This is a genomic window from Bacteroides sp. AF32-8BH (assembly GCF_003435205.1).
Taxonomy (GTDB): Bacteria; Bacteroidota; Bacteroidia; order Bacteroidales; family Bacteroidaceae; genus Bacteroides; species Bacteroides ovatus.
The window spans coordinates 68,474-92,168 of record NZ_QVLZ01000025.1; the positions used below are offsets into that span (position 1 = coordinate 68,474).

Here is a 23,695-nt window from a genome sequence, read left to right on the forward strand (position 1 = left end):
AAATGAAAGTCATATCAGTTAAATATAAAACATCTTCAACAGAGGTGAAAGCCATAGATTGTTTTGTGGACAGTGGTTATTTGCAAGGTCCTGGAGGTTCCCTTCCAGATGTGGATGTAGACTTCCAATCAGACCGTAGACAAGAGGTAAAAGAGTATATTGAACGCCGTTATAACCATGATGGTAAACAACGTGTGTTTTCTGCCGGAACCTTTACGACTTTAAAGTTGAAAGCAGTGCTTAAAGATGTAGCGCGTGTACATCGAGTTCCGGTAAATATTGTAAATTATATCACAGCTATATTTGAAGATGACAATATGAGCTGGACAGACCTGTTTACAATGGCTGCTACTAATAAAAAGGTACATAGCTTCATAATGGAATACCCACAAGTAATTGAAGATATTCGTACTTTGATGGGACAACCTCGTTCTTCATCAGTTCATGCCTCTGCCCTACTAGTAACCCCAGATTCAAAAGATGGAAAAGATTTGGAATGCTTTGATTTTACTCCTATAAAAAAAATAGACGGTGTGTTGATTTCTGAATTTGACGGTTATTCATTAGACGAACAGGGATTACTAAAAAATGACTGTCTTGGTATTAAGGAATTGTCAAAACTACAAGCTGTCATCAATATATGTAATGATAAATATCATACCGATATTACTTTTCAAAATATCGTGCAAAGCGGACTAGATGATCCTAAAGTATATCAACTACTGCAAAAGGGATACACCCAAAATATCTTCCAGTTTTCATCTAAAGGGATGACTAAATTTTTGGTAAGTATGCAACCAGATAAAATTGAAGATTTAATCGCAGCCAATGCCTTATTTCGTCCAGCAACACTAGATTCCGGATCTACAGATAAATATGTAGACTGCAAATTGGGAGATGCAGATCCTGTATATCTATGGGGAACATACAATGCCATGAAGAATACTTATGGTGTGCTGTGTTACCAGGAACAGCTAGCACAGATTGCACGCGAAGTTGGAAAATTCAGTTTAAGTGAAGGTGTCAAATTGGTAAAACTTATATCCAAGAAAAAAGTAGATAAGATTCTTGCCTTACGAGACAAGTTTATGGCCGGAGCTAATGAAAATGGTTGCCCAAAAGAAGATGCAGAAGCAATATGGCACATGTTTGAGGTAGCTGGTGGTTATCTTTTTAACAAAAGTCATGCAACCGCTTACGCTGTTACCGCCTATGCCGGAGCCTACCTTAAAGCCAATTACCCTACAGCTTTTTATACCATAGCTCTTCAATGGGCTAAAGATGATGAAATTCCTACATTAATGAGTGAGATGGAACTATGCAGTGAAGCAAAAATAGTTCCACCAGATATAAATGTAAGTGGCGGAACCTTTATTACAGACTATGAAACCAATAAAATTTTTTGGTCTCTTTCTCGTATTAAAATGTTGGGAGCTAAAGCTACAGAATGGATTATAAACGAACGAAATGTACGCGGAGAATTTAGTTCTATTGAAAACTTTATAGAACGAATATTCCGGTATAAATTAAAGCTGTACAAATATTGGGATGATCCAGACAACCCGAATGAAGCTACTAAATGCCCAGTTAATGCAAGACATGTCCGTCATTTAATATTATCCGGATGTTTTGACAAAGTAGAAAATGCCCAATCAGTCATAGAACGATATGCCATTTTAGAAAAAGCCGCAAAATGTTTAGGTTTTGAAATATCCGAAAAAGATATACCGGAAGATTTGAGAAACAAACATTATTTCTGGAGTCAACAGCAAATCGCAATTAGTGGCATTGGAGCTATCGACTATAAACGTATTTATGACAATTCAGAAGCAAAGCCCCAAATAAAAGGAAAAGCATCTTGGGCACTTTTAAAAAACATACAAGACCCCGATTATGATGGAAAACGCGTTGCTATTTGTGCTAACATTGTAGATATTGAGGAGAAAAAGTTTAAAGACAAGAAAACAGGTGAGAATCGAGTTTTCTGCAAACTTTTACTTCAACAAAACAATGATCTGGTAGAAATGGTCATCTGGAATGATGAATGGATGAATGTCCGGGCAACACTTTGTAAGGGTGGTTCTCTTAGCAGTGCAAAGAACAAAATGCTTATATGTTCCGCCCAAGTCAAGTACAGTGACTATACAGGTGGAAACAATCTTCAGTTATATAAATCTTCAATTATAGACATATTATGAAAATAAAAGCAAATATACCAATTATTATAACTATTGTCGGACCATCTGGAAGCGGTAAGACAACAATGGCAAACATCATGTCTGAAAACGGCATTCCAACAATAGTATCATATACAACACGTCCCATGAGGGAAGAAGAAACAAATGGAAAAGAACATTGGTTTGTAACTCCGGAAGACAAGCCCCAAATGTCTGAAATGATAGCTTATACACAATTCGGCGAACATGAATATTGGGCTACATTGCAACAGGCAAAGCAGAAGATATGTACATACGTAATTGATGAAAAAGGTCTGAAATATTTAAAAGAAAAATTTCCAAACTCATTTATTATATTTTCTGTATATATCGACAGAAGTATGGATGATCGTATAAATTGTGGAATCGACCAACAGCGATGTGAACGCGATTTGAATCGTATAGAGATACCTTTAAATGAATATGATTATGTTATTCATAATAATTATTCACTCGAAGAATTTAAACAAAAAGTTAAACAACTCACACTAAGTTTATTAAAATAATATGGCAACTCCTAATAACGAAAAGCCAATTATCGTGGCTTTTACCTTAGACTTTGAGACTGGCGGTTTGGACTGCCAAGATTGCGCATGTACCCAGATTGCAATCCATGCAGTACGTATAGATACTTTTGAAACAATTGACAGATATGTAAAATACATATCCCCATATAATAAACAGCCGGATAAAGGTGTGGCTAAACGTAAAGTATTGAAGAGTAAATTTGATAAAGACGATGAACAGCCCATGAAATATGAAGAAAAAGCTCTGACTTATTCCGCCATAACAATGGATATGTTAGAATCTCTTGGTATGGACATCAAGCAAGTTGCGGCAGAGGTTATTGATTTTATCCGCAAAAACATATTATCAAAAGGTCGCAACATAAAACCCTTCTTAATTGGTCAAAACATTGGATTTGATATAGGATTCATGCAACAGTTAATGGAATATGGAGGACAAATGAAAGAATTTGCCAAATTAATGAGAGGAGAAACAGATTTCTATGGGCACTTCCAGCCTTTATATATAGACACAATCGTTTTAGGACAATTGGCTTTATCTCATTTAGATGGCATGAGCAGTTATAAATTGGAAATCATGGCAGAAAAATTTGGTATCGAACTAGATGATGCCCATGATGCAGATGCTGATGTAACAGCAACGACCAATGTGGCTATGGTATGTTCCCAAAGGATGCGTAATGCTTCCGGCATAGATGATGGTAGTATGGTTATGACCAAAACAGAAAAATCACGTGTTCATTTCAAAATATAAAATATGGTAACAGAAGAAGAAAAGCAACAAGTGCAATCAATTGGACTGGAGCCAGAAGTAGTGTTCAACACTCTTTCAGACCGAAGAATCCTAGCTGTACAAACCGAAGATACCCATGAAACTATTATGGAAATTTCCGGATATGATTTACAAATAAATTTTAATCGGGATAAGTTACAGAATATTGCAGATATAGAAAGTATGCTAGATGGACTCAAGGACCTATTCAGACGGGTTGTTATGCAAGATTTATTAGAAAGTAACGTTGAAAAAACAAACTCATAAGACCTTTCCTAGCTATTCTTAGTAAACCAAGCCCAGTTGAACATATCGGCTGGGCTTTAATACAATTAAAGAATGGAACTAAAGAAACCAGAATCGTTGAATAAACAAGAAATTGATTTTTGCGAGTTATTCATTTTCGGCTGTGACCCTTATGCCGGAAATGCTCGCAAATGCTACGAAGATATATTCTATGATTCCAGTCATACCTCTTTAAGAAAGGCAAAACAATTAATGGCACGGGATGATGTACAAGAGTATATCAATCAGTTGCGAGCTATCGCTAATTATGAAACAGCCGACCTAAAAGCTCGTCTAACAGAAAAACTACTGCATATTATAGACGAAACTTCTACAGCAAAATATACAGATCGAAGAGGCACAGAGCTATCACCAGCTCCATTACGTTCTGTAGCTGTGCAAGCATCAAAAGCTTTAATGGAAATGTATCCAGTAAAGGTAGCACAAGAAAGTAAAGTTGAATTGAAAGGTAACGGTGACTCTGGTATTGTTTTCAATGTCATTGTTCCTCAATCTAATAATGATAATAATGTTGAATAAAAGAACAAATGGTAGGACGAAAAATTACAATCATTGCCTCCCCTTTATTGAAAGAATGGAAATTGAAAAAGTTAATTGGAAGGGATGGGGTTATTATTAAAAAGAATCAAAATCAAAAAACAAAAGGCGTATGGGTACGCTTAAATGAGCCATTTGCAAATGAACTAGAATGGTTTATCCCAACCCAATCAGTACAAATTACTTCACATTAATATGGAACAGTTGGATAAAGGCATCGGATGGCTTCAAAAATTGCTTAACCTACAAAAGAGATATGGCTTTTTCAGCATTATAAAAGGACTATTTCTGTTGTTTTTAAGCGGTTACATCATATTTTTCGCATTAAATCCAAAGTATCTTTTGGATCGCATGTCCGAAATAACAACTGCCCAACATGACCATCTAGTAAATACAAGGTTATCTGCGGATTCCAATATTCGCCATATTTTATCTAAAATGATATTTACCACTAATGCTGACCGGGCATGGTTAATAGAATTTCATAATGGAAGTAAAAATCTGACAACAGGATTGCCATTCCTTTTCGGTTCGATGCGAATTGAAGAAGTTAGGGATAGTATATCAAATGTTGACGAAGACTATGCGGATTTTAGCTTATCAAAATACAAACTTGTGGCAAAAGTATTGGACGATGGATATTTTTATGGTGGGTTGGATGATATTCAAAAAATAGACCAACGCTTGTATTACAAATTTCAAGCCAACGACATTAGCGAAATAGCCTTATTAACATTGTATGATGGAGAAAAGCCCGCTGGAATTATTGGTCTATCGTTTTGTAACGGTAAAAAGATGGACAAACAACTGGTTGGAAAACATATCAGAAGCAGTGGCATAAAAGTAGCCACATTACTATCACAAATAAATGATTAAGACTATGGAATTAAGATTAGAACGTCTATGGCCAAAAGAGGCTTATACAATTGGCAGACTATATATCAACAATGAGTTTTTCTGTAATACACTAGAAGACAAAATAGTTGATAAAAATAAAAATGGAATATTCGATAATGGAGAAAAAAAAGTTTATGGAGAGTCGGCAATTCCGTATGGTACTTATAAGATAATCTATAATTGGTCTCCAAAATTTGGTCGTAATCTCCCAAGATTATTAAACGTTCCTCATTTTGAAGGTATTCTCATACATAGTGGCAATACCGCCGCAGACAGTGCTGGTTGTATTTTAGTGGGAAAAAATTCAGCGGTAGGTCGATTATCTGAATCAAGATATACTTCTGATTGCCTTAACAGAAAGATTGAAGAGGCACAAAAAAAAGGGGAACCAATTACTATCAGTATTGTATGAAACCAATTACTATCATAAGTTGTATTCTTTGTATTCTGTTACTCGGTTCATGCGCTACTTCTAAAAATACGGAGCATCAACAACAGATAGATTACTCCAGTGAACTGCAACAACTTCGCAACTCACTGGATTCTCTTCACATGGATATTGACAAACAATCTAAAGTAACGGCAGACAAATTGAGTAATTTAAAGTTAGAAAATAAAACTGTGTATTTATCAATGCCAGACTCTACCGGGAAACAATATCCAATAAAGCAAAGCATAACTAATATAAACAAACAAGATACCGAGCATACAGAATCAGCTGAAACATTATCAATATCCATTTCACAAATATCATCCAAGCTAGACTCTCTATACCAAAGGGTTAATGAACTTAGCAAATCGTCAGGAAAGACTATAGAATTAAGTTGGTGGGATTTACATAAAGATAAGATTTATCTATCGGCAATAATTACAATGCTAATAACAATATTTCTTGTTAAAATCAAAAAATCATATCATTTATAACAACCACCTCTATAGCAAAAGACTATTCTTGATAAAACATTAAGAAGTTATGGATTTACATATTAAAGATAGATTGCTTATTCCTTCTATTTTTCCAGAACGGGGAAATTTTATGGATTTTAATTTGAAAAAGTCTATCGCCCGAAAAATTGCTATTTCAGAGCAAGACAGAAAGGACTATGAAATAGTCGAAAAAAAGGAAGAAAAGCGAATTGAATGGAACGTTCAAAAAGACGCAGAAACCCCATTAGTGGTAGAATTTTCTAAAGAAGAACTGGATTATATGCGTAGGTCTTGTGAAGCTATTGCAGAACAACAAATGCCAGATGAAATGTGGGCTGTAGTTGAACGCATCTATAACGAAGCACAAAATTGATTTCTTACTTCTTTACTCACAATCATATCTTCCATACGAATGGGAATCTGTCTTACTGTACGGATTCCCATTTATTGTTTTAAATTAACAATATGGCTGTAGGATTAAAAGCACCAAACATAAAAATTGATTTCAAGCCATCTCCCAAACAATATGAATTATGGAAATTACTTCAACCCGACTATTGCCCTCATTGTGGAGGGCATATATCACAAAAAATGGTCGGACATGATATTAAAGGAAACCCACAATATAAACCATATTGCACATCATGCGGCTCTGAGAATCTACCACAACTTATTTTAGGAGGCGGTGCAGCCGGAGGTGGAAAATCTTATTTAGGAAGCTGCTGGCTTGTTAGTAGCTGTATGAGATTTCCAGATATACGTGCCGTTGTAGCTCGTAAAACCTTAAAGAGCTTGAAAGGTTCTACTTGGAATACCATAAAGAAAGTATGTAAGGAATGGGGGCTAAAAGAAGGGGTGAATTACAAAATAAACAATCTGGATGGGATATTGACATTTTGGAATGATTCAGTCATCATCATGCAAGAAATGGTTGACTTACCTTCAGATCCAAACTTTGAACGTTTCGGGTCTTCAGAATATACTATTGCATTCATAGATGAGGTATCAGAGATTTCAGAAAGAGCTATTGAGGTATTATTTTCTCGTCTTCGTTGGCGCACAGCAGAAACATTTAAAACTGCTAGAATGATGATGTCAACCAACCCTTGCATCAATTGGGTACGTTCGCGTTTTGTTCAAGACGATGAAGGAAATCCTGTATTATGCAAAGAAGGCGAAGCATACGTACCATTCTCTGTTTTTGATAATCCAGATATTCAGTTTGTACAGACCTATGTTGCAGCATTAAACAAAATTACAGATCGAGCAACACGAGAAAGGCTTTTATATGGAAACTGGGATTTTGTTGACTCAAATCTTATGGCTGCATATTGGAATTTTGATGGCGAAAAACATCTTATTGAACGGTTACGGGAAAAAGTTTATGATCCGATGAAACCAATCATATCAGGATGGGACTTTAATGTCGCTCCATATATGAGTGAGATGGAGTTGCAGATTAATTATGAGAAGAAAGAAATATATCTGCTGGAAGAAAATTTAGGTAAACCAGAGAACAAAGAAAACAATACCCCAAAATTATCTCAAAAAATAAGGGACAAACACCTCCAGAATCAGCATATAGGTGGAATAATTATAACAGGAGACCCAGCAGGATTAGCACGTAGCACGCAAACAGAAGAAGGTGTCAACAACTATACTATTATAGTGGACAATATGAAAAATAATGTGCTAAGGCCACGTATAAAATTGCTTCAGAAGCAGCCGCCACAAAGTACCAGGTTGGAGTTTGTTAATGCAATATTAAACGGGTTTGACGGTTGGAAATTCATGGCAGACCTACGGTGTCGTAAATTTACTGAAGATATGATATACCAGCAGAAGAACTCTGACGGCACCAAATCCAAGAAAAAAGTATTAAACCCCAAAACGGGTGGAAAAGAAGAAAAATACGGGCACTTATCGGACATCTTGGATTATGTATTGGTATTGTTTCTCTGCGACTCATGGAGACGGTTCCAAAATCAAAAGACAACAATTGAAACATATACAGCACCAGTCTATAACACTTTTGAATATTAATTATGTATAGAAGGTTTTTAAACAAAAACGATTATCTGGGTATCATTACGGAGGATGCTTTATCGCAGCTTACCCGTGGGAAAGATATTTGTTTTGTGCAGGCAGAACAAGCCGCTGAAGCATCTATTATGGATTACCTTACTGAAAATTACGAAATTGAACGCGAACTAAATCGAGGTAAATTCATCTTTGAATATGATCGAAGAATCAGTTATCCTATAGGATGTCATTTTTACCTTGACGGAGAAATATGCGAGGTAATTCAAGCTATCAATGGCTACAAAGCTCCTTGTCCTATATCTTATTGGCACGAAACAGAAGAGATACTTGACTTGGAAAAAATAGAACAATACAGCCAGATGAAAAACTATCGTCCCGGAGATGTGACAAAGTTCTTAGGAAGGACATATATATGTGACATCGCCAATGGCATAGACTTCAACGATATTCGTATTCCGGAAGTTAATGCCTGGGAAATGGTTGATACATACAAGTGGGACACCGTTCCATACAATGAATGGGAAGTTGTAGAATATGAAGGCAAATTCTTCACCTTGCTAACAATGGATAATTATGACTGTCTGGTCAATCCAATGGAGTCTGACTGCTGGGGGATGATTGGAGAATATGATCCTTCACTCAATTCTTATGAGTTGTCAGAACACGAATATGTAGAATATAAAGGAAAAATTTATTATCCTATAATCAATCCCAATGCTGATGTACCGGAACTGGAAAGGAATATCAGATACCATGACCCAAGAAACTATAACTTGAAACGTCACATGGTTCAACTGTCATTATACGAGTTGCACAAACTGATTTCTCCTAACAATATCAGTACTGTACGAATAGATGACTACGACCATTCTATGCAATGGCTAAAAGACGCTTCCAGGCTAAAATTAAATCCTCAAATTCCGAGAAAAATTGATAACAAGAAAGAGCCTCTTACAGACTGGCAGATGGCAACCTTTCAAACATCTTATGACCCATATCAAAACCCTTGGCATGTATGAAATGGTTTTAATATGATAGCATCATCTCAAAATTAAAAATTAACCTCAAAAATTACATGGATCTTCTAAAAAGAATTAGGCAGAAAATAGATGAATTCTGCTTTAACCACATGAGAATGGACGGTGCCCAGCATCTGATTGCCGGTATCTTGATTTATGATGTACTCAAATACCTTATACCTGTTTGGAGTGCCATACTAATCACTCTGATTATACTTGTCGCCAAAGAAGTTGTTTTAGACAAATGGATAAGGAAAGGAGTAGCTGATTGGCATGATATAATCTGGGGAGTCATAGGACTTCTGTTAGGAGTGCTGTAAGTACTACTCTTAGAGTAAATGATACGGTGGGTAATAGTGATGTTGCTCACCGTATTCTTGTTAATGATGCTGTAGATACTGAACTTTGTGTTAAAAGTAGTGCTGATAAAGATGATTTTAATGGTGCTGAAATAAAAAGTAAAACTAATGTTGTATCTTTGTCTCGTAAAACAATTGATTTATGGCAATTTATATCAAACCAATACCAACATTAACCGGCAAAGTCGCAGAAAAATTTGAAAAGATTGCCCGTGAGAATGAGAAAAAACGAGGGACCGTTGATTTTTCGCGTGAAGTAGAAATGACCAAAAGAATTTTGGAAAAATCAAACCTTCGTAAATTCAAATAGTGGGTACATTTATCGAAGATAATTGCGAATTTGTTGAATGGAGCAGACCTCTAATAGAGAACTGTTCTGACTTTTCATGCACTCACGATAAGGATATTGAAAATTTCTTCAAAAATGATTTTGAAAATTACAACAATCAATTACTTGGTAAATCATACGGTTTCGTCAAGGCTAACACTTCTTTAGAATTAGTTGCAGCATTTACCGTATCCAATTCAATGTTGCCCGTTTCGTCCTTACCTAAAAATATAAAAAACAAAATAAATCGCCCAATACCCAATATTAAACGCAACTCTCAATATCCAGCTGTATTAGTTGGACAATTAGCTGTATTTGATTCCTTTGCCGGAAAACATATTGGTGATGAAATTTTGTCTTTTATAAAAGGTTGGTTTATTGATCCATTAAATAAGACTGGATGCCGTTATATTATTGTTGATGCCTCTAATCATCAAAAAGTGATAGATTTTTATCAGCGTAATGGATTCAAATTTATATTTGAAAATATTGCAGATGAAATAGAATACATGAAACTAGACCTAGAACCAGAGTATAAACGTACTCGTTTAATGTATTTTGATTTGATTATCCTAAAATCATAATTTGTTTTCTTCTAACAAAGAAAAATACCCCGGTCACTTAGGGTGAATACCATGTGTCAAAACAGTAATCTGGGCTTTTACCTATTTTGGTAAGTCATAAATGACACACAGTGCAAAGTAACCGAGGCATATATTTTTATCTATTCGTCATATTGACGAAGTTCATCAAGTCTTGCTCCTTTATCAATACTCTACCGGCTGGCTTGGTGTACGGTATTCTTCCTTCAGCCAAGTATCGTTGAGCCGTTCTGTAAGATATACGAAGAAAATCAGCTGCTTCTCTTACAGTGACAAGTTTCACCTTCATACAATATTGTTAAGTCGTTCAAACTCTTTGTCTACTTCAGCCTGGTATATATGCGCATATAGCTGCGTAGTCTGGATATTCGTATGTCCAAGCATTTTGCTGATAACCTCAATCCTCACACCATTGGCTAATGCAATAGTAGTGGCAAAGGTATGCCGGGCAACGTGACTCGTCAACTTCTTTTTTATTTCACAGAACGCCCCCAGAATTTTTAAATATGAATTGTACTTCTGGTTAGATATAACAGGCAACTTAAACTCATACTTCTTTAATATATTCATAACTTTATCCATGAGTGATATATTATAAGGAGTTCCGGTTTTTATTCTCTCATCTCGTATTCTATACATTCCGTCTGTCATTATAGCATCTTTGAAGTTAAAAATTGCCAAATCCGCATACGCCAAACCAGTATAACAACAAAACAGGAAAAGATCTCTCACACGATTCAGGCACATATCATCAATCTGTTTAGTTTCAAGTTTAGTCAGTTCTTCTTTAGTCAAGAACTTTCTTGCTACACGTTTGCCGCGATCTAATTTGAAATTCTGATATGGATTCTCTGAAATCAAATGAGCCGCGTATGCTTCTCTTACAAACACTTTCAGTATCTTGTGATAATTATATACCGAAGACTGGCATTTGCATCGTTTTTTGGCGAATTCATCGTATGCTCTGATATTTTCATCACAAATATCAGTAAAATCTTTAATCCTGCCAAATTCTTTCAGTGCTTTTAGTACACACTTCTGCCTTCGCTTCGTTGAATCAGTAACTTGCCGTTCGTATATCCGTTTCTCCATAAAGGACAGAAATGAATTTGTGGTTCCGGATTCCGAATTGTTCAAATACCGTTCCAATCTTTCAAAGGTGAAAGGAATGTTTTGAGAAGAGAGCTGATAGACAAAATCATATATCCCAGATACCATATCATTCAACTTTTGGTTGAACACTAATGACTGGGGGTGATTTTTAACTTTCAGGTCTTTGCCCCACTGGTCGGAATAGAGTTTTATGCCAGTTCCGACATACTTGCGTTTCCGCTGATAAGTAACCTCCATTTGTACGGAGGATTGACGTTTTTTGGTGGCTACGTGCTTTCTATCAAAGACGAGCCGTACAGATACATTGTTCATACTTTTACTTTAAGTATGATTGATAAATGTAGATAAGGAGAAATTGGGAAGATTTACGTCTGGTATCACACCGGGTATCACATTGGTATCACACCGGTATCATCCCCTAGTATCGCATTGGTATCACAAATATGTCACTATTTACTATACCTTGTCATAGTTTGACGTAATTAGTACTATCTTTTGATACTCCTTTAGATGTCAATTCATATAACATCTATTCAATTAATCTGCTGTAAACCAACAAAATAGGGAGGTAAAAACCTCCTTTTTCCTAGTACACCCTCAGGGACTCGAACCCTGGACCCATTGATTAAGAGTCAATTGCTCTACCAGCTGAGCTAAGAGTGCAACATTTTATTTTTATTGCAACGTTGAATTTGTACACCCTCAGGGATTCGAACCCTGGACCCACTGATTAAGAGTCAGTTGCTCTACCAACTGAGCTAAGAGTGCTTAATTCCTCGTTTGCGGTTGCAAAAGTAGGTCTTTTATTTTATTTGACCAAACAATCATGCAGCTTTTTTACTATCTTTTTTTCGTCTTTATTCGAACACATAAAGCTCGGAAGGCGTATTTCGCTTTAAAGCAAGTAGTTGCACATCTTTGCCTACAATAACACCTTTGTTCTTTAATTTCCATTCCACCGTTTTATAAGCCAGCTCCGGGTGATTATTGTCTTTACTTAAATGGCATAACCAGATATATCGCAAATGTTCAGTGATATTTTCCGCCAGAAACTCTGCAGTATCAGAGTTACTCATGTGTCCGGTTTTACTTGCAATCCGTTCTTTCAGATATTGAGGATAAGGCCCCATTTTGAGCATTTCCTCATCGTAGTTGGCTTCAAGTATCAAATAATGGGCTTTACTGATATAATGAGCAGCTGTAGGAGTAATCTCTCCAAGGTCGGTTAAGAAAGAAAAGACTTTGCCATCAATTTCAATGCAATACCCCACATTGTCCGTTCCATCGTGTGGCACTTCAAAAGATTCGATGTGAAAATCTTCCAGCGTCATAGGCTCTTGCTTTTCCAGATAACGAACTGACGAGCTAAGTTTCTCCGTCATACAATAGCTACGATTAATTCCAGCATGAATACGTGCGGTTGTATAAACAGGAATATTCATTTTTTCTCCCAGATTACCTACTGCTTTAATATGGTCAGCATGATCGTGCGTTATAAATACCGCACGAATACTATCCATCAAGATATTATAATCTTTCAGTGATTTTTTGATAGTACGTATGCCGATTCCGGCATCTATCAGTATTCCATAGGTTTCAGTGCCCAGATAATAACAGTTCCCGCTACTGCCACTCGCCAGGCTTATAAATTTTACTTTCATGTTTTATCCTCTTTATTAAAATGCAAAATGCCGTCAACTTTTACAGCAAAGTGACGGCAAATATACATAAAAAAGCAGAGAATTACCGAGAAGCCTCCTTCTTTTTGTCGATGGATTCGGTGATTTTTGCAAATAAGAGTAGCGCTACAGCGGCAATCAGGCCTATAGCAGCAAAGTAATACCATATATAATGGGCATTTCCACTAGCTGCCTCCCATGCTTCCCGCGTCTCGAACAAAGCCGGATCCGGACAATATTTAGTGAGCAGAATTCCCGTCAGACCAAAACCGAAAATGGAAGAAAGGAATGAATGCAAATGACTGAATCCTAAATACATTCCTTCTTCTCCTTTAGGAGCCTGTAAAGAGAAATATTCCAGATAACGCGGTGAAATGAAACATTCGGCAAGCGCCTGCACAACTATACCCGCAATCATCATCAGAGTAATATTGCTCATACCTGTAATAAGATCATTACCCAACAAATTTCCACATGCCATCAGTAATGCCGAAATAGGAATCAAAAACATTCCCACATTCATCGAAGTAATCGCACTGCGTTTGGCCATCAAACGGGTGATAAAACTAACGCAGCAAACCACCACAAACGGATTCACATTGGCAATCCAACCCGGTTTTGCCGTCTCGCCAGCCATACGAATCACATATTTAGGCATAGTGGCATAAAGCTGCTGCTGCACCATCCAGAAACCAGTAACAATCAAAATAAGAATCAATAAACGCCAGTTTGTGATGATTCGCATAAATCCCTGTCCAATCTCATGGAGACTTTTTCCTTCACCTGCCGTATGCGTCGATTTATAAAGAAGAATAACAGCAAGTAAAGCAACTATTGTCATCGCACCGGAGAAATAATTAATATAGATATACGCTTGTTCACCAATGACATTACGCAAAGGATCGATAATCGTTTTACCGGTGAAAGCACCCACATTTACCATCATATAAAATATGGAATAACCACGGGCACGGGTTGCTTCCGTTGTTTCTTTAGCCACAGAAGCGGAGATAATGGACTTAATGAAAGAACCTCCCACCATAAGTACAAACAAAACCGGCACGATGATCCACCGGGTATAGCTATCAGGCAAACCATTAAATTGAGTAGTGGCACCATAACTAACCAAACCGGCAGCTTCCAGTAAAGTGGGCAGTACACCCAACCCTAAATATCCGATGGATAATAAGGAAAATGCTATAATCATTGATTTCCGGAAACCGATCTTGTCAGCATAAGCACCGGAAAAAATAGGAAGCAGATACAATCCACCGGAAAAAAGCCCGGAAATCATACTTGCTTCGAAATCATTAAAACCTAAAATGGAAGATAGATAAATAGTGAGAACGATAAAAACGGCATAATATGCCATACGCTCAAACAGTTCGACTGTGTTGCTGACCCAAAATGCTCTCGTAAAGCCTTTAGCAGCACGCTGAGGGGAATTGTTCATGTATTTATATTTTTATTAAAATGTTAATTTGAGACAAAGATACGTTTTTTTGGCTTACTGTCCGTATCTTTGTTCCAAATTAGGTAATTAAAAACTATGATTATAGCTGTTGATTTTGACGGAACGATTGTAGAACATCGTTATCCACGCATTGGTGAAGAGATTCCATTCGCTGTTGACACATTGAAGTTATTGCAACAAGAAAAGCATCGTTTAATACTGTGGAGTGTGCGTGAAGGAGCACTTCTGGACGAAGCTGTCGAATGGTGTAAAGCCAGAGGTTTAGAATTTTATGCCGTTAATAAGGATTATCCTGAAGAGCAGAAAGGCCATCAGGGATTCTCTCGAAAGTTGAAAGCCGACATGTTCATTGACGATCGAAATCTGGGTGGTTTACCAGACTGGGGAGTCATTTACGAAATGATTAAAGAGAAAAAGACGTTTGCAGATATCTATAGCCAAAACGGAGAAGAAGAAAAAACATCCCTGAAAAAGAAGAAAAGATGGCTGCCTTTTTAGGAAGCTGATAAATATCAAACTAATAAAATAGAAATGCACTCTAATCATGTCAGATAAGAGTGCATTTCTATATTCATAAATGATTTATCATTCAACATTGAATCGCAATTTGCTACGCTTCTTTATTTTCCCACTTTTCCCTAAACTCCCATAATTGCTCAATAGTGGGATGAAAAGTCGGATTCTCCCAGTTTCTGGAAATCATTGCAATCAAAGACTCCAAATACGATTTACCATCAATAATGGTAGTACATTTATTGACCTGATATCTTTCTGTTGGATAATTCTTTGTCTCAATCATCTTTTTTGCCCAGTTCAATAATTCCTGAACAGCTTCATTGTCATAAGTATGTTGTGCCATATCTTTAGAATTTTCCGCAAAGATACAAAGTTTATTTATTCATAAATAAAGTTGTTCGTTTCTTTTTACTATAAAGATTCCATTTTAAATTTATACCTTTACGTCCAATATACTCAATTAGGCTAACTAATAGAAACAATAATAATGAAGAAAATTTTCATTTTAGTATGTTCATGTGCTCTTTTGGCAGCATGCAACAATAGCGCGAAAACAAACAAGAGTGCCGGTGCAGACAGTACTTCAATCGAAGTAACCGATATCCATAATGCGGAAAATTCACTTGATTACGAAGGAACTTATAAAGGAGTTTTCCCCGCTGCCGATTGTCCGGGTATTGAAACAACCCTGACATTAAATCCGGACAAAACATTCAGCCTCCATTCCGTATATATCGATAGAGACAGCTCATTTGACGAAAAAGGTACATATACTTTAAAAGACAACCTATTGACTCTTAATGAAGAAGGCGGAGAACTTTCTTATTATAAAGTAGAAGAAAATCATTTACGCAAACTAACAATGGATAAACAAGAAATAACCGGAGAACTTGCAGACCATTATGTTTTAAATAAGAAATAAGGTCCAAACAAATTTTGCTATCAATAGAGAACAAATTCAATATTTTTTATGTTTATATAAATAGATATAAACTTAAAAATAGAACAACTTATGATTTATAGTTTTTTATTTCCCACAAAATCGAATACAACGAAAGTATCTTTGTTGCTATTGGCTGTCCGGATCATCTTCGGTATATTATTAATGAACCACGGTATCCAGAAATGGAGTAACTTCCAGGAGATGTCAGCAGTATTTCCTGATCCGCTTGGAATAGGAAGTCCCCTATCTCTCGGATTAGCAATTTTTGGCGAACTCGTATGTTCGATGGCATTTATCATCGGATTCCTGTATCGCTTGGCAATGATCCCGATGATTTTCACAATGATAGTAGCCTTCTTTGTTGTTCATGCTAATGACGTATTTGCGGTTAAAGAGCTAGCTTTCATCTATTTAGTTGTATTTATATTGATGTATATTGCCGGTCCCGGTAAATTTTCAATAGACCATATCATAGGAAACGAATTGTCACGGCGGAAGTCAAGAGCATACAAAAATTAGAAATAACAGCCCCGATTAATTAAAAAATATTATATTTGCATACACATAAGAGAGAAATTATCAATATTTTTTATTAATCAAAAACATTTTAACATGAAAAGAGGAAAACTGACTTTAGTCGCAGTAGTACTTAGTGGTAGCTTATTATTCAGTTCTTGTGTAGGATCATTTGGTTTATTCAACCGCCTGTCTTCCTGGAATCAATCAGTTGGAAACAAGTTTGTAAACGAACTCGTATTCCTTGCTTTCAACATTGTTCCAGTTTATGGTGTAGCTTACCTGGCTGATGCTTTAGTTATCAACTCAATCGAATTCTGGAGTGGCTCCAATCCGATGGCTAATGTAGGTGACGTAAAGAAAGTAAAAGGAGAAAACGGCAACTACATGGTGAAAACTCTTGAGAATGGATATTCCATTACTAAAGAGGGCGAAACTGCTTCAATGGACCTGATCTACAACAAAGAAGCCAACACATGGAATGTCGTTGCAAACGGTGAAAGCGCTGAATTAGTAAAAATGAACAATGATGGCACTGCTGATTTGTTCTTGCCAAATGGCGAAAAGATGAATGTAACGCTGGATGCTCAAGGCATGCTGGCAGCACGCCAGGCTACAATGAGCAATTTTATGTTTGCCGCCCGCTAAAAATAAAAACAAATACGAAGGAGATGAAACATCATATAGGAGTTTCATCTCCTTTTTCAATCTTATCTTCTTCTATCAAGAATCTTTTGTACTATGAATAAACTATATACACTTATCTATTCTGTTCTAATCTTCACCTGTCTATCTTGTCAGCAACAAACTCCTCAAACTCAAATAGAACAGACAGCCATAGATTTCTGTGAAACCTTTTATAATTTCAATTATACGGTCGCCAAAGAATGGAGCACGCCTTCTTCTCAATCTTATCTTAGTTTCTTAGCATCTAATGTCGGGCAAACCCATCTGGAGCAACTTAAGACACGAGGCGCTGCAAAAGTTTCTGTTATTTCAAGTGAGATAGATGCTAATTTAGAAGAAGCGTCGGTTGTCTGCCAAATCAAAAATGCATTCGTCATTCATCCCATCGGAGGAAAAATGGAATACGTAAGTTCCCTGCAAGATACGCTCGAATTAGTAAGAGTAAATAATAAATGGCTGATTAGAAAGGATATCCCACAGCAAAATGGAAAGCAAAGTCACGACTGAATTTAGGATGAATGATGGGGAAATGCTCTTTCCTCGTTTCATAGGCAGGATTGACAGCTTTCATACCTCCGTCAAAACGCAAAATAAAGAAATCCAAATCCAGGCGGAGACCTAATCCGTAGGCCACTGCTATTTGCTTATAAAACCTATCAAACTTGAAAACCCCTCCCGGTTGATTGGCATAACTCCGGATGGTCCAGATATTACCAGCATCAATAAATACCGCCCCCTGAAACTTCCAGAATAACTTGCTTCGGTATTCAATACTGGCATCCAGTTTAATATCTCCGGATTGATCGAGCAAATTCCCATTTCCTGCAAAAGAGCCCGGTCCCAAATCGCGAACACTCCATCCGCGGACACTATTGGCTCCACCAGAGAAATATTGTTTCTCAAACGGAATAGTCTTCGCATTTCCATAAGGTACAGCTATTCCCACACCAGCATGAAACGCAAAAGAGTTACGATAATCGATTCTGATATTCTTAGCAAAATCAAACTCCCCTTTCAGATATTGAGCATAAGGAATTCCCAGAATAGCGTATTCACCATTACTGTTCTTCCGAATGTTTGCAGCCTTTGACAGAGCATACATTACATTTCCCGCCGATTCGAAATTAAAACGGATGGAGTATGAATTAGAAGCAATCGTATTATTGATAATCGATCCTCCCACGCTATTATAATTATAGCTATATCCCATATTTATAATCAGTCGATCCTGATAATTATACTGGAATATATGGTTCTGTCCTTTATTTATATAGTCTTCTTTAAACCTTTCAGAGATACGGGGCAAATAAAGGAAAGCAATATTTATCAAATCAATACGGTGTTGTATCTTCTGACGTTGTGTCCACTTGTAACTCCAGTTAGCAGAAGCCATCGTACGCAAGAACTCCGGTCGCAACTGATAATTATACTGTAAACCAAACTCTGTTGTAGCCCTGATTTTCCGTTTAAAATCAGAGGAAATGAATGGGAACAGGAAATTAGGAAAGTTGATACTCGTTTCCACTCCATACTCCGTATAGTTATTATTTGAATAGCCTGCCTGAAGCCCGGAAATAACCTCATACGCTCCACGGAATTTTATCATAAACGTTTCCGACCCGCGAAAGAGATTCCTATTCTGGAAAGAAACGGAAGCTGCCGCTCCCAAGTCACCGGCAGAATTGGTTCCCTCTACCTCAAAGGATACCGATTTATGCTTGCTCTTAGTCAACATCACGTAACAATCGAGCATTGTTGAATCTCCAACTTGAGTCTCGATAAAACGGATATTCGTATATTTCAATGCAGACAAACGCCCGAAACTGGAATAAGTTTGCTGCACATCACGCTCATTAAACAAATCGCCGGAAGCAAACCGGAGGTTATCCGTAAGCACTTTAGGACGTAAATAGAGCTTATCCTTATAGTAAATCGGATATCCCTTATAATGAACCGAATCATTAATATCCACACTGCTCAAGGCAGAAGACTGCAAAACGTCATAATCCGTAATAAAATTAATCTTATTGATCCAATATTGCTGATGTGCCCTTGCCGAATCACTCGCATGCGCTTTATACATCTGCAAATGTTGAGTCAGATCTACATTATAAGTATTACGAACCGTATCGGCCGTATATCCGATATAATCCTTATTAAATTTATAATAGCCATTCCGAAGCAACTTATTCGTGATACGTTGTCTGTCCGCATCCAATACATTCACATCCAAATACATTCCTTCCTTCAACAAGCTTCTGGCAGAATCCTGTTTGAGAAGAGAGGCTATTTTAGGATCATAAATATCATATTTGATAGATTGAACAACGTAGGGGTTGCCGGCCGTTACATCATAATACAGCTTAATCTTTTTCTTTTTTATTTTAGTCGAACGCTTCACGGTTGCCGCCATATATCCCATATTGTGCACAGCCTTAGTGATCTCTTCTTCAGAGCGTTTCGCTTCGTCCTCGCTATATATTACAGGAGCATCCCCTATCCTTCTTAAAAATTTGTTTCCCCATTTGGTTGAATCACGCCCCGACAGATTGTAGACATAAAGTTGAGTCTTTATCAGGCTGAACCACTTGGCATTAGGATTTTGACGAACATACATGCGCAAGGAAGAAGGCCGTATATTTTTTTGGTCCGTACGAATTTTGACTTCATCCAGCAGATAAGATCCATCCGGCACAAACTTAGTGGTAGTACACGAAGCAAGTGACATGACAGCAGCAGAAGCAAGCAAACAAAGAAAATTTCTCCTCATACGGTTTTACATCGATAGCATGAAAAATGCGCCTACAAAGATAAATTATATTTTCCGACGGGGAAAATAATTTAAGAAAAAGACGAAGAAAGTAAGGATAGATTGGAAATATCTTTATAGCTTTGCAAAAGAATATCAAATCTATGGCATCATTAAGTAAAAACAAAATAAAGTATATCCACTCGCTGGAACTGAAGAAAATACGTAAAGAAGAGCGGGTATTCCTGGCTGAAGGTCCTAAATTGGTAGGTGATTTACTCGGACATTTCCCCTGTCGTTTTTTAGCTGCCACTCCCTCCTGGTTTCAGGAGCATCCGGGTATTGACGCAAGTGAACTGGTAGAAGTTTCACAGGAAGATCTTTCACGGGCCAGTTTATTGAAAACTCCCCAACAGGTACTTGCTATTTTCGAACAACTACAATATACTTTGGATCCGGAGGCAGTTCGTTCATCACTTTGCCTTGCATTGGACGATGTACAGGATCCCGGAAATCTGGGTACCATTATCCGTTTGGCCGACTGGTTTGGCATCGAACATATTATCTGCTCGCAGAATACGGTAGATGTATATAACCCTAAGACCATACAAGCCACTATGGGTGGAATTGCCCGGGTGAAAGTACATTATACTTCCCTCCCCGATTTTATCCGGTCGCTCGAAGATACTCCTGTGTTCGGTACGTTTCTGGATGGAAAAAACATGTATGAACAACCATTGTCGGCCAATGGCTTGATCGTAATGGGAAATGAAGGGAATGGCATAGGAAAAGAGGTAGCCACATTAATCAATAGAAAATTATATATCCCCAATTACCCGGCAGGCCAAGAGACATCCGAGTCTCTGAATGTAGCCATTGCTACCGCAGTAATCTGTGCCGAGTTCCGTCGACAGGCTGCATGGAAGTAAAATCAAAAGGATAAAACAAATAAGGAAATAAAGCTTCCCCCTTCTTTTCTGCTTCCTGCAGATACTCATTAAAACATTGGGAAGATTGATTCGAAACACTGGGAAGATTAATTTGAAACACTGGGATGTTTTTTAAAATCATCCCAGTGTTTTTTATTTCTTCCATCTGACTTTCAGAAAGCAGCACAATCACTCCCGGCATCCATTCAACCGATTCAATCTCTTCGGTCAATGGGAACACTCCTCGGACAACTCCTTCGTCAGTGATCTCCACTACCTGCTGCTTCATATATCCGACGGCAGGTATCAGCAAATAATGAGAAGCAAAACGTTTCATTACAATCAGTTGTTTGAACGTCTTTGCTGTTGCTTCCTACGTTGATTCATCTGGCGTTCTTTTCTTTGCTCTATCCGTTCCTTTTGGATATGCTGTTCCACCTGAATCTGCTCCGGCTTCTTCTCACGATGAGTTCCCGTACGACGACGGTTCATCTCTTCCGGTGTCAGACGCTGAATGTCATCTTTATTCTTGTCTATGACCTTATGTAAAGAGTCGGCATTTTCTTTAGTAGTTATCTTCTTCAAAGAATCCGCTTTCAATGCTTCTATCTTATTCAAAGAATCGCGTACGGCAAATGCGAGCGTATCCGTACAATGATAACGAGTCATCATGAAGCGGTCGGCCAATACTGCCCCGCCTTTTTCCTGGCTATCCATCGGATAATAAATGAACCCTTTTATTTCTTTCATCGAACCTAATGTGTCTGCAAACAAACGAATTTGTTGCACACCCGGTTCAGTCACCTTTTTCCAATGATTGATCGTATCTTTCTCATAAATCACCTGCATAGCCATAGTGACACCTCTTAAAGAGTCGGCAATCATCGGCTCCAAGAAACGATACCGCACTTCCCATACCAGTGTATCCCGTTCTTTGTAGTTAGAGTCGGTCGGCAAAGTAAATACATATTGATTATCCATCATTTCACCGGTCAAACGTACCATACGCTGCCACGGCCAGACATCGATGCTATCACCCTGCTTAGTCATTTTCGGTTTCTTATCACGCTTGGCTATCAGGTCGCCAACAAGTTCCTGTTCGTCTTTCAAGCGTTTTTTCACCTTATCATAAATTTTCGATAAAATCTCTGTGTTACGGGTATACCAAACCATGGATGAGTCAAATGCAGCTTGTGTAGTCCCGTATTTCTTGAAAACGGCGTCGATATACAATGCTTTCTTATAGTTCTCACTATAAGGCAAATTATCTCCCATAGACTTTGCCACATGATAATCATACAGCAAATTCTCCATCTTCGATTCCGAGATTACATCACTGGGTCTTTTCACTTTACACCCGGCTACCGCAAAAACGAACATGCAGATGAGACACAGATGAAACCGAAATTTATTTTTCATGATCCGTAGCTTCCTTTTTATCTTTATCCAGCGAATGATAAGACTTATTCAGATATTTACTATAAAAGAGTAACAAGGCAATGATACCGCAACTGATAGCGGCATCCGCAAAATTAAAGATCGGACTAAAGAATATAAAATGCTCTCCGCCCACAAACGGCATCCATGTAGGCCAGTTTGTATCTATAATCGGAAAATAAAACATATCCACCACTTTTCCATAAAACCAGGTAGAATATCCACCGCCTTCGGGCATAAAGCTGGCAATCTGCGAATGAGTGCTTTCATTGAAGAAAACTCCATAAAACACACTGTCTATGATATTTCCTAAAGCACCGGTCAGAATAAGAGCCACACAGACAATGTAGCCTGTTTTGAACCCTTTCTTTATTATTTTATAAAGATACCATCCTATCAATGCCACTGCAACAATACGGAATGTTGTCAGGAACAGCTTGCCGAAAATCTCCATACCGAAAGCCATTCCGTTGTTTTCGGTGAAATAGATATAAAACCAATCTGTCACACGTATGCTTTCATGCCAGTACATGTGAGTTTTAATCCAGATTTTGATGATCTGGTCAATAATCAATACGGAAAAGATAACGAGAAGGGCAATTCTCCCCTTCGTGAATAGTTTCTTCATGTGTTTATTATAAGTTAAACATAACGAGCTACAAGTGCCGTGCGTAAACTTTGCGCAGCTACTTGTAGCTCGTTACCTGTAGCCTACTTGCTATCTGTTATTTTTTACCACTGTTCTTTGCTTCAATGCTTAATGTAGCATGAGGAACAGCACGCAGACGTTCTGCCGGAATCAACTTCCCGGTTTCACGGCAAATGCCGTACGTTTTATTCTCAATACGTACCAAAGCAGCTTGTAATCCTTGGATAAACTTCAGCTGACGTTGTGCCAGTCGGGTCGTTTCTTCCTTGGAGAGCGTATTAGCTCCTTCTTCCAATACTTTATACGTAGGAGATGTATCGTCGGTATCATTACCGTCCAGTCCCATCAAACTTTTCTTCAACTGTTCATAGTCACGTTGTGCCAATTCCAGTTTCTCCATAATAATGGCACGGAATTCCTCGAGTTCCGCATCCGAATATCTAGTCTTTTCTGCCATAACTTTACAATTT

31 protein-coding genes and 2 tRNA genes are annotated in these 23,695 nt (G+C 37.6%); 21 read left to right on the forward strand and 12 right to left on the reverse strand.

Features of this window, described 5'->3' with window-relative positions; all coding sequences use genetic code 11:
- Window positions 1-2: 2 nt before the first annotated feature.
- The 15 genes from DWZ47_RS17850 to DWZ47_RS17915 all read left to right on the forward strand — a co-directional run bounded on the left by DWZ47_RS17850 (window position 3) and on the right by DWZ47_RS17915 (window position 10,515).
- Complete coding sequence (locus DWZ47_RS17850; protein ID WP_117514019.1) at window positions 3-2,198, forward strand: DNA polymerase III subunit alpha; 2,196 nt, start codon at window positions 3-5, stop codon at window positions 2,196-2,198.
- On the forward strand, window positions 2,195-2,722 hold the full coding sequence (locus DWZ47_RS17855) for an ATP-binding cassette domain-containing protein (protein WP_008647879.1): 528 nt from the start codon (window positions 2,195-2,197) through the stop codon (window positions 2,720-2,722). Before DWZ47_RS17850 ends, DWZ47_RS17855 begins: the two co-directional genes overlap by 4 nt.
- 1 nt (window position 2,723) lies before the next feature.
- A complete protein-coding gene (locus tag DWZ47_RS17860; RefSeq protein WP_008647882.1) occupies window positions 2,724-3,497 on the forward strand; it encodes a PolC-type DNA polymerase III in 774 nt (257 codons plus the stop codon).
- A 3-nt stretch (window positions 3,498-3,500) separates the two neighbouring features.
- Window positions 3,501-3,782, forward strand: coding sequence for a hypothetical protein (locus DWZ47_RS17865; RefSeq protein WP_117514021.1), 282 nt, complete (start codon window positions 3,501-3,503; stop codon window positions 3,780-3,782).
- A 72-nt stretch (window positions 3,783-3,854) separates the two neighbouring features.
- Window positions 3,855-4,340: a hypothetical protein gene (locus tag DWZ47_RS17870; protein ID WP_008647884.1), complete on the forward strand. Its 486-nt coding sequence runs from the start codon at window positions 3,855-3,857 to the stop codon at window positions 4,338-4,340.
- A gap of 8 nt (window positions 4,341-4,348) precedes the next feature.
- The gene (locus DWZ47_RS17875; RefSeq protein WP_117514023.1) at window positions 4,349-4,552 is read left to right on the forward strand and encodes a hypothetical protein; all 204 of its coding nucleotides are present in this window, start codon (window positions 4,349-4,351) and stop codon (window positions 4,550-4,552) included.
- 1 nt (window position 4,553) lies between these two features.
- Window positions 4,554-5,234, forward strand: a complete 681-nt coding sequence (locus tag DWZ47_RS17880; protein ID WP_008647886.1) for a hypothetical protein — start codon at window positions 4,554-4,556, stop codon at window positions 5,232-5,234.
- Window positions 5,235-5,238: 4 nt separating this feature from the next.
- Window positions 5,239-5,667, forward strand: a complete 429-nt coding sequence (locus DWZ47_RS17885) for a DUF5675 family protein (RefSeq protein ID WP_032846307.1) — start codon at window positions 5,239-5,241, stop codon at window positions 5,665-5,667.
- The gene (locus DWZ47_RS17890; protein ID WP_008647889.1) at window positions 5,664-6,179 is read left to right on the forward strand and encodes a hypothetical protein; all 516 of its coding nucleotides are present in this window, start codon (window positions 5,664-5,666) and stop codon (window positions 6,177-6,179) included. The genes DWZ47_RS17885 and DWZ47_RS17890 overlap by 4 nt, the downstream gene beginning before the upstream one ends.
- 49 nt (window positions 6,180-6,228) lie before the next feature.
- On the forward strand, window positions 6,229-6,555 hold the full coding sequence (locus tag DWZ47_RS17895; RefSeq protein WP_008768544.1) for a hypothetical protein: 327 nt from the start codon (window positions 6,229-6,231) through the stop codon (window positions 6,553-6,555).
- A gap of 92 nt (window positions 6,556-6,647) precedes the next feature.
- Complete coding sequence (locus tag DWZ47_RS17900; protein ID WP_008647899.1) at window positions 6,648-8,225, forward strand: phage terminase large subunit; 1,578 nt, start codon at window positions 6,648-6,650, stop codon at window positions 8,223-8,225.
- A 2-nt stretch (window positions 8,226-8,227) separates the two neighbouring features.
- Complete coding sequence (locus DWZ47_RS17905) at window positions 8,228-9,244, forward strand: hypothetical protein (RefSeq protein WP_055268768.1); 1,017 nt, start codon at window positions 8,228-8,230, stop codon at window positions 9,242-9,244.
- 110 nt (window positions 9,245-9,354) lie between these two features.
- Window positions 9,355-9,564 carry a hypothetical protein gene (locus DWZ47_RS17910; RefSeq protein ID WP_128131944.1) on the forward strand — a complete coding sequence of 70 codons (210 nt, stop codon included), beginning with the start codon at window positions 9,355-9,357 and terminating at the stop codon, window positions 9,562-9,564.
- 181 nt (window positions 9,565-9,745) lie between these two features.
- Window positions 9,746-9,913 carry a hypothetical protein gene (locus tag DWZ47_RS30685; protein ID WP_171033286.1) on the forward strand — a complete coding sequence of 56 codons (168 nt, stop codon included), beginning with the start codon at window positions 9,746-9,748 and terminating at the stop codon, window positions 9,911-9,913.
- A complete protein-coding gene (locus DWZ47_RS17915; RefSeq protein WP_109115690.1) occupies window positions 9,913-10,515 on the forward strand; it encodes a GNAT family N-acetyltransferase in 603 nt (200 codons plus the stop codon). Before DWZ47_RS30685 ends, DWZ47_RS17915 begins: the two co-directional genes overlap by 1 nt.
- Window positions 10,516-10,651: 136 nt before the next feature.
- Here the strand turns inward: DWZ47_RS17915 and DWZ47_RS17920 are convergent, their stop codons facing one another.
- The 6 genes from DWZ47_RS17920 to DWZ47_RS17945 all read right to left on the reverse strand — a co-directional run bounded on the left by DWZ47_RS17920 (window position 10,652) and on the right by DWZ47_RS17945 (window position 14,778).
- Window positions 10,652-10,822: a helix-turn-helix domain-containing protein gene (locus DWZ47_RS17920; RefSeq protein ID WP_083790858.1), complete on the reverse strand. Its 171-nt coding sequence runs from the start codon at window positions 10,820-10,822 to the stop codon at window positions 10,652-10,654.
- Entirely contained in the window at window positions 10,819-11,958 is a 1,140-nt protein-coding gene (locus tag DWZ47_RS17925; protein WP_117514025.1) for a site-specific integrase, read from the reverse strand. The genes DWZ47_RS17920 and DWZ47_RS17925 overlap by 4 nt, the downstream gene beginning before the upstream one ends.
- 278 nt (window positions 11,959-12,236) lie before the next feature.
- A tRNA-Lys gene (locus DWZ47_RS17930) sits at window positions 12,237-12,309 on the reverse strand.
- A 32-nt stretch (window positions 12,310-12,341) separates the two neighbouring features.
- Window positions 12,342-12,414, reverse strand: a tRNA-Lys gene (locus tag DWZ47_RS17935).
- 89 nt (window positions 12,415-12,503) lie between these two features.
- Window positions 12,504-13,307, reverse strand: a complete 804-nt coding sequence (locus DWZ47_RS17940; protein WP_004295897.1) for an MBL fold metallo-hydrolase — start codon at window positions 13,305-13,307, stop codon at window positions 12,504-12,506.
- Window positions 13,308-13,389: 82 nt separating this feature from the next.
- Window positions 13,390-14,778 (reverse strand): peptide MFS transporter, encoded by a 1,389-nt coding sequence (locus tag DWZ47_RS17945; RefSeq protein ID WP_117514027.1) that lies wholly within the window; start codon window positions 14,776-14,778, stop codon window positions 13,390-13,392.
- Between the two features lie 96 nt (window positions 14,779-14,874).
- Between DWZ47_RS17945 and DWZ47_RS17950 the strand changes: the two genes are divergently transcribed.
- Window positions 14,875-15,297, forward strand: a complete 423-nt coding sequence (locus DWZ47_RS17950; RefSeq protein WP_004295895.1) for a BT0820 family HAD-type phosphatase — start codon at window positions 14,875-14,877, stop codon at window positions 15,295-15,297.
- 112 nt (window positions 15,298-15,409) lie between these two features.
- On the opposite strand, the gene DWZ47_RS17955 is transcribed toward DWZ47_RS17950, so the two are convergent.
- Entirely contained in the window at window positions 15,410-15,658 is a 249-nt protein-coding gene (locus DWZ47_RS17955) for a DUF6965 family protein (RefSeq protein ID WP_004295894.1), read from the reverse strand.
- Window positions 15,659-15,802: 144 nt separating this feature from the next.
- Between DWZ47_RS17955 and DWZ47_RS17960 the strand changes: the two genes are divergently transcribed.
- From DWZ47_RS17960 to DWZ47_RS17975, 4 genes are all read left to right on the forward strand, one after another.
- Window positions 15,803-16,237 (forward strand): copper resistance protein NlpE, encoded by a 435-nt coding sequence (locus DWZ47_RS17960; protein ID WP_008647909.1) that lies wholly within the window; start codon window positions 15,803-15,805, stop codon window positions 16,235-16,237.
- 90 nt (window positions 16,238-16,327) lie between these two features.
- Complete coding sequence (locus DWZ47_RS17965) at window positions 16,328-16,777, forward strand: DoxX family protein (RefSeq protein WP_004303298.1); 450 nt, start codon at window positions 16,328-16,330, stop codon at window positions 16,775-16,777.
- Between the two features lie 93 nt (window positions 16,778-16,870).
- Window positions 16,871-17,422 (forward strand): DUF3332 domain-containing protein, encoded by a 552-nt coding sequence (locus DWZ47_RS17970; protein WP_004295891.1) that lies wholly within the window; start codon window positions 16,871-16,873, stop codon window positions 17,420-17,422.
- Window positions 17,423-17,515: 93 nt separating this feature from the next.
- Window positions 17,516-17,968 (forward strand): hypothetical protein, encoded by a 453-nt coding sequence (locus DWZ47_RS17975; protein WP_117514029.1) that lies wholly within the window; start codon window positions 17,516-17,518, stop codon window positions 17,966-17,968.
- Here DWZ47_RS17975 and DWZ47_RS17980 read toward each other — a convergent pair.
- Window positions 17,922-20,231, reverse strand: coding sequence for a BamA/TamA family outer membrane protein (locus DWZ47_RS17980; RefSeq protein ID WP_117514031.1), 2,310 nt, complete (start codon window positions 20,229-20,231; stop codon window positions 17,922-17,924). The two genes, DWZ47_RS17975 and DWZ47_RS17980, sit on opposite strands and share 47 nt — an antisense overlap.
- Before the next feature lie 143 nt (window positions 20,232-20,374).
- Between DWZ47_RS17980 and DWZ47_RS17985 the strand changes: the two genes are divergently transcribed.
- On the forward strand, window positions 20,375-21,139 hold the full coding sequence (locus DWZ47_RS17985; protein WP_117514033.1) for a TrmH family RNA methyltransferase: 765 nt from the start codon (window positions 20,375-20,377) through the stop codon (window positions 21,137-21,139).
- Here DWZ47_RS17985 and DWZ47_RS17990 read toward each other — a convergent pair.
- From DWZ47_RS17990 to DWZ47_RS18005, 4 genes are all read right to left on the reverse strand, one after another.
- Complete coding sequence (locus tag DWZ47_RS17990) at window positions 21,090-21,476, reverse strand: hypothetical protein (RefSeq protein WP_004303301.1); 387 nt, start codon at window positions 21,474-21,476, stop codon at window positions 21,090-21,092. The two genes, DWZ47_RS17985 and DWZ47_RS17990, sit on opposite strands and share 50 nt — an antisense overlap.
- 5 nt (window positions 21,477-21,481) lie before the next feature.
- Complete coding sequence (locus tag DWZ47_RS17995) at window positions 21,482-22,558, reverse strand: DUF4296 domain-containing protein (protein WP_117514035.1); 1,077 nt, start codon at window positions 22,556-22,558, stop codon at window positions 21,482-21,484.
- Window positions 22,548-23,204 carry a lipoprotein signal peptidase gene (locus DWZ47_RS18000; RefSeq protein WP_117514037.1) on the reverse strand — a complete coding sequence of 219 codons (657 nt, stop codon included), beginning with the start codon at window positions 23,202-23,204 and terminating at the stop codon, window positions 22,548-22,550. The genes DWZ47_RS17995 and DWZ47_RS18000 overlap by 11 nt, the downstream gene beginning before the upstream one ends.
- A gap of 97 nt (window positions 23,205-23,301) precedes the next feature.
- Window positions 23,302-23,682 (reverse strand): TraR/DksA family transcriptional regulator, encoded by a 381-nt coding sequence (locus DWZ47_RS18005; RefSeq protein ID WP_004295883.1) that lies wholly within the window; start codon window positions 23,680-23,682, stop codon window positions 23,302-23,304.
- Window positions 23,683-23,695: the final 13 nt, after the last annotated feature.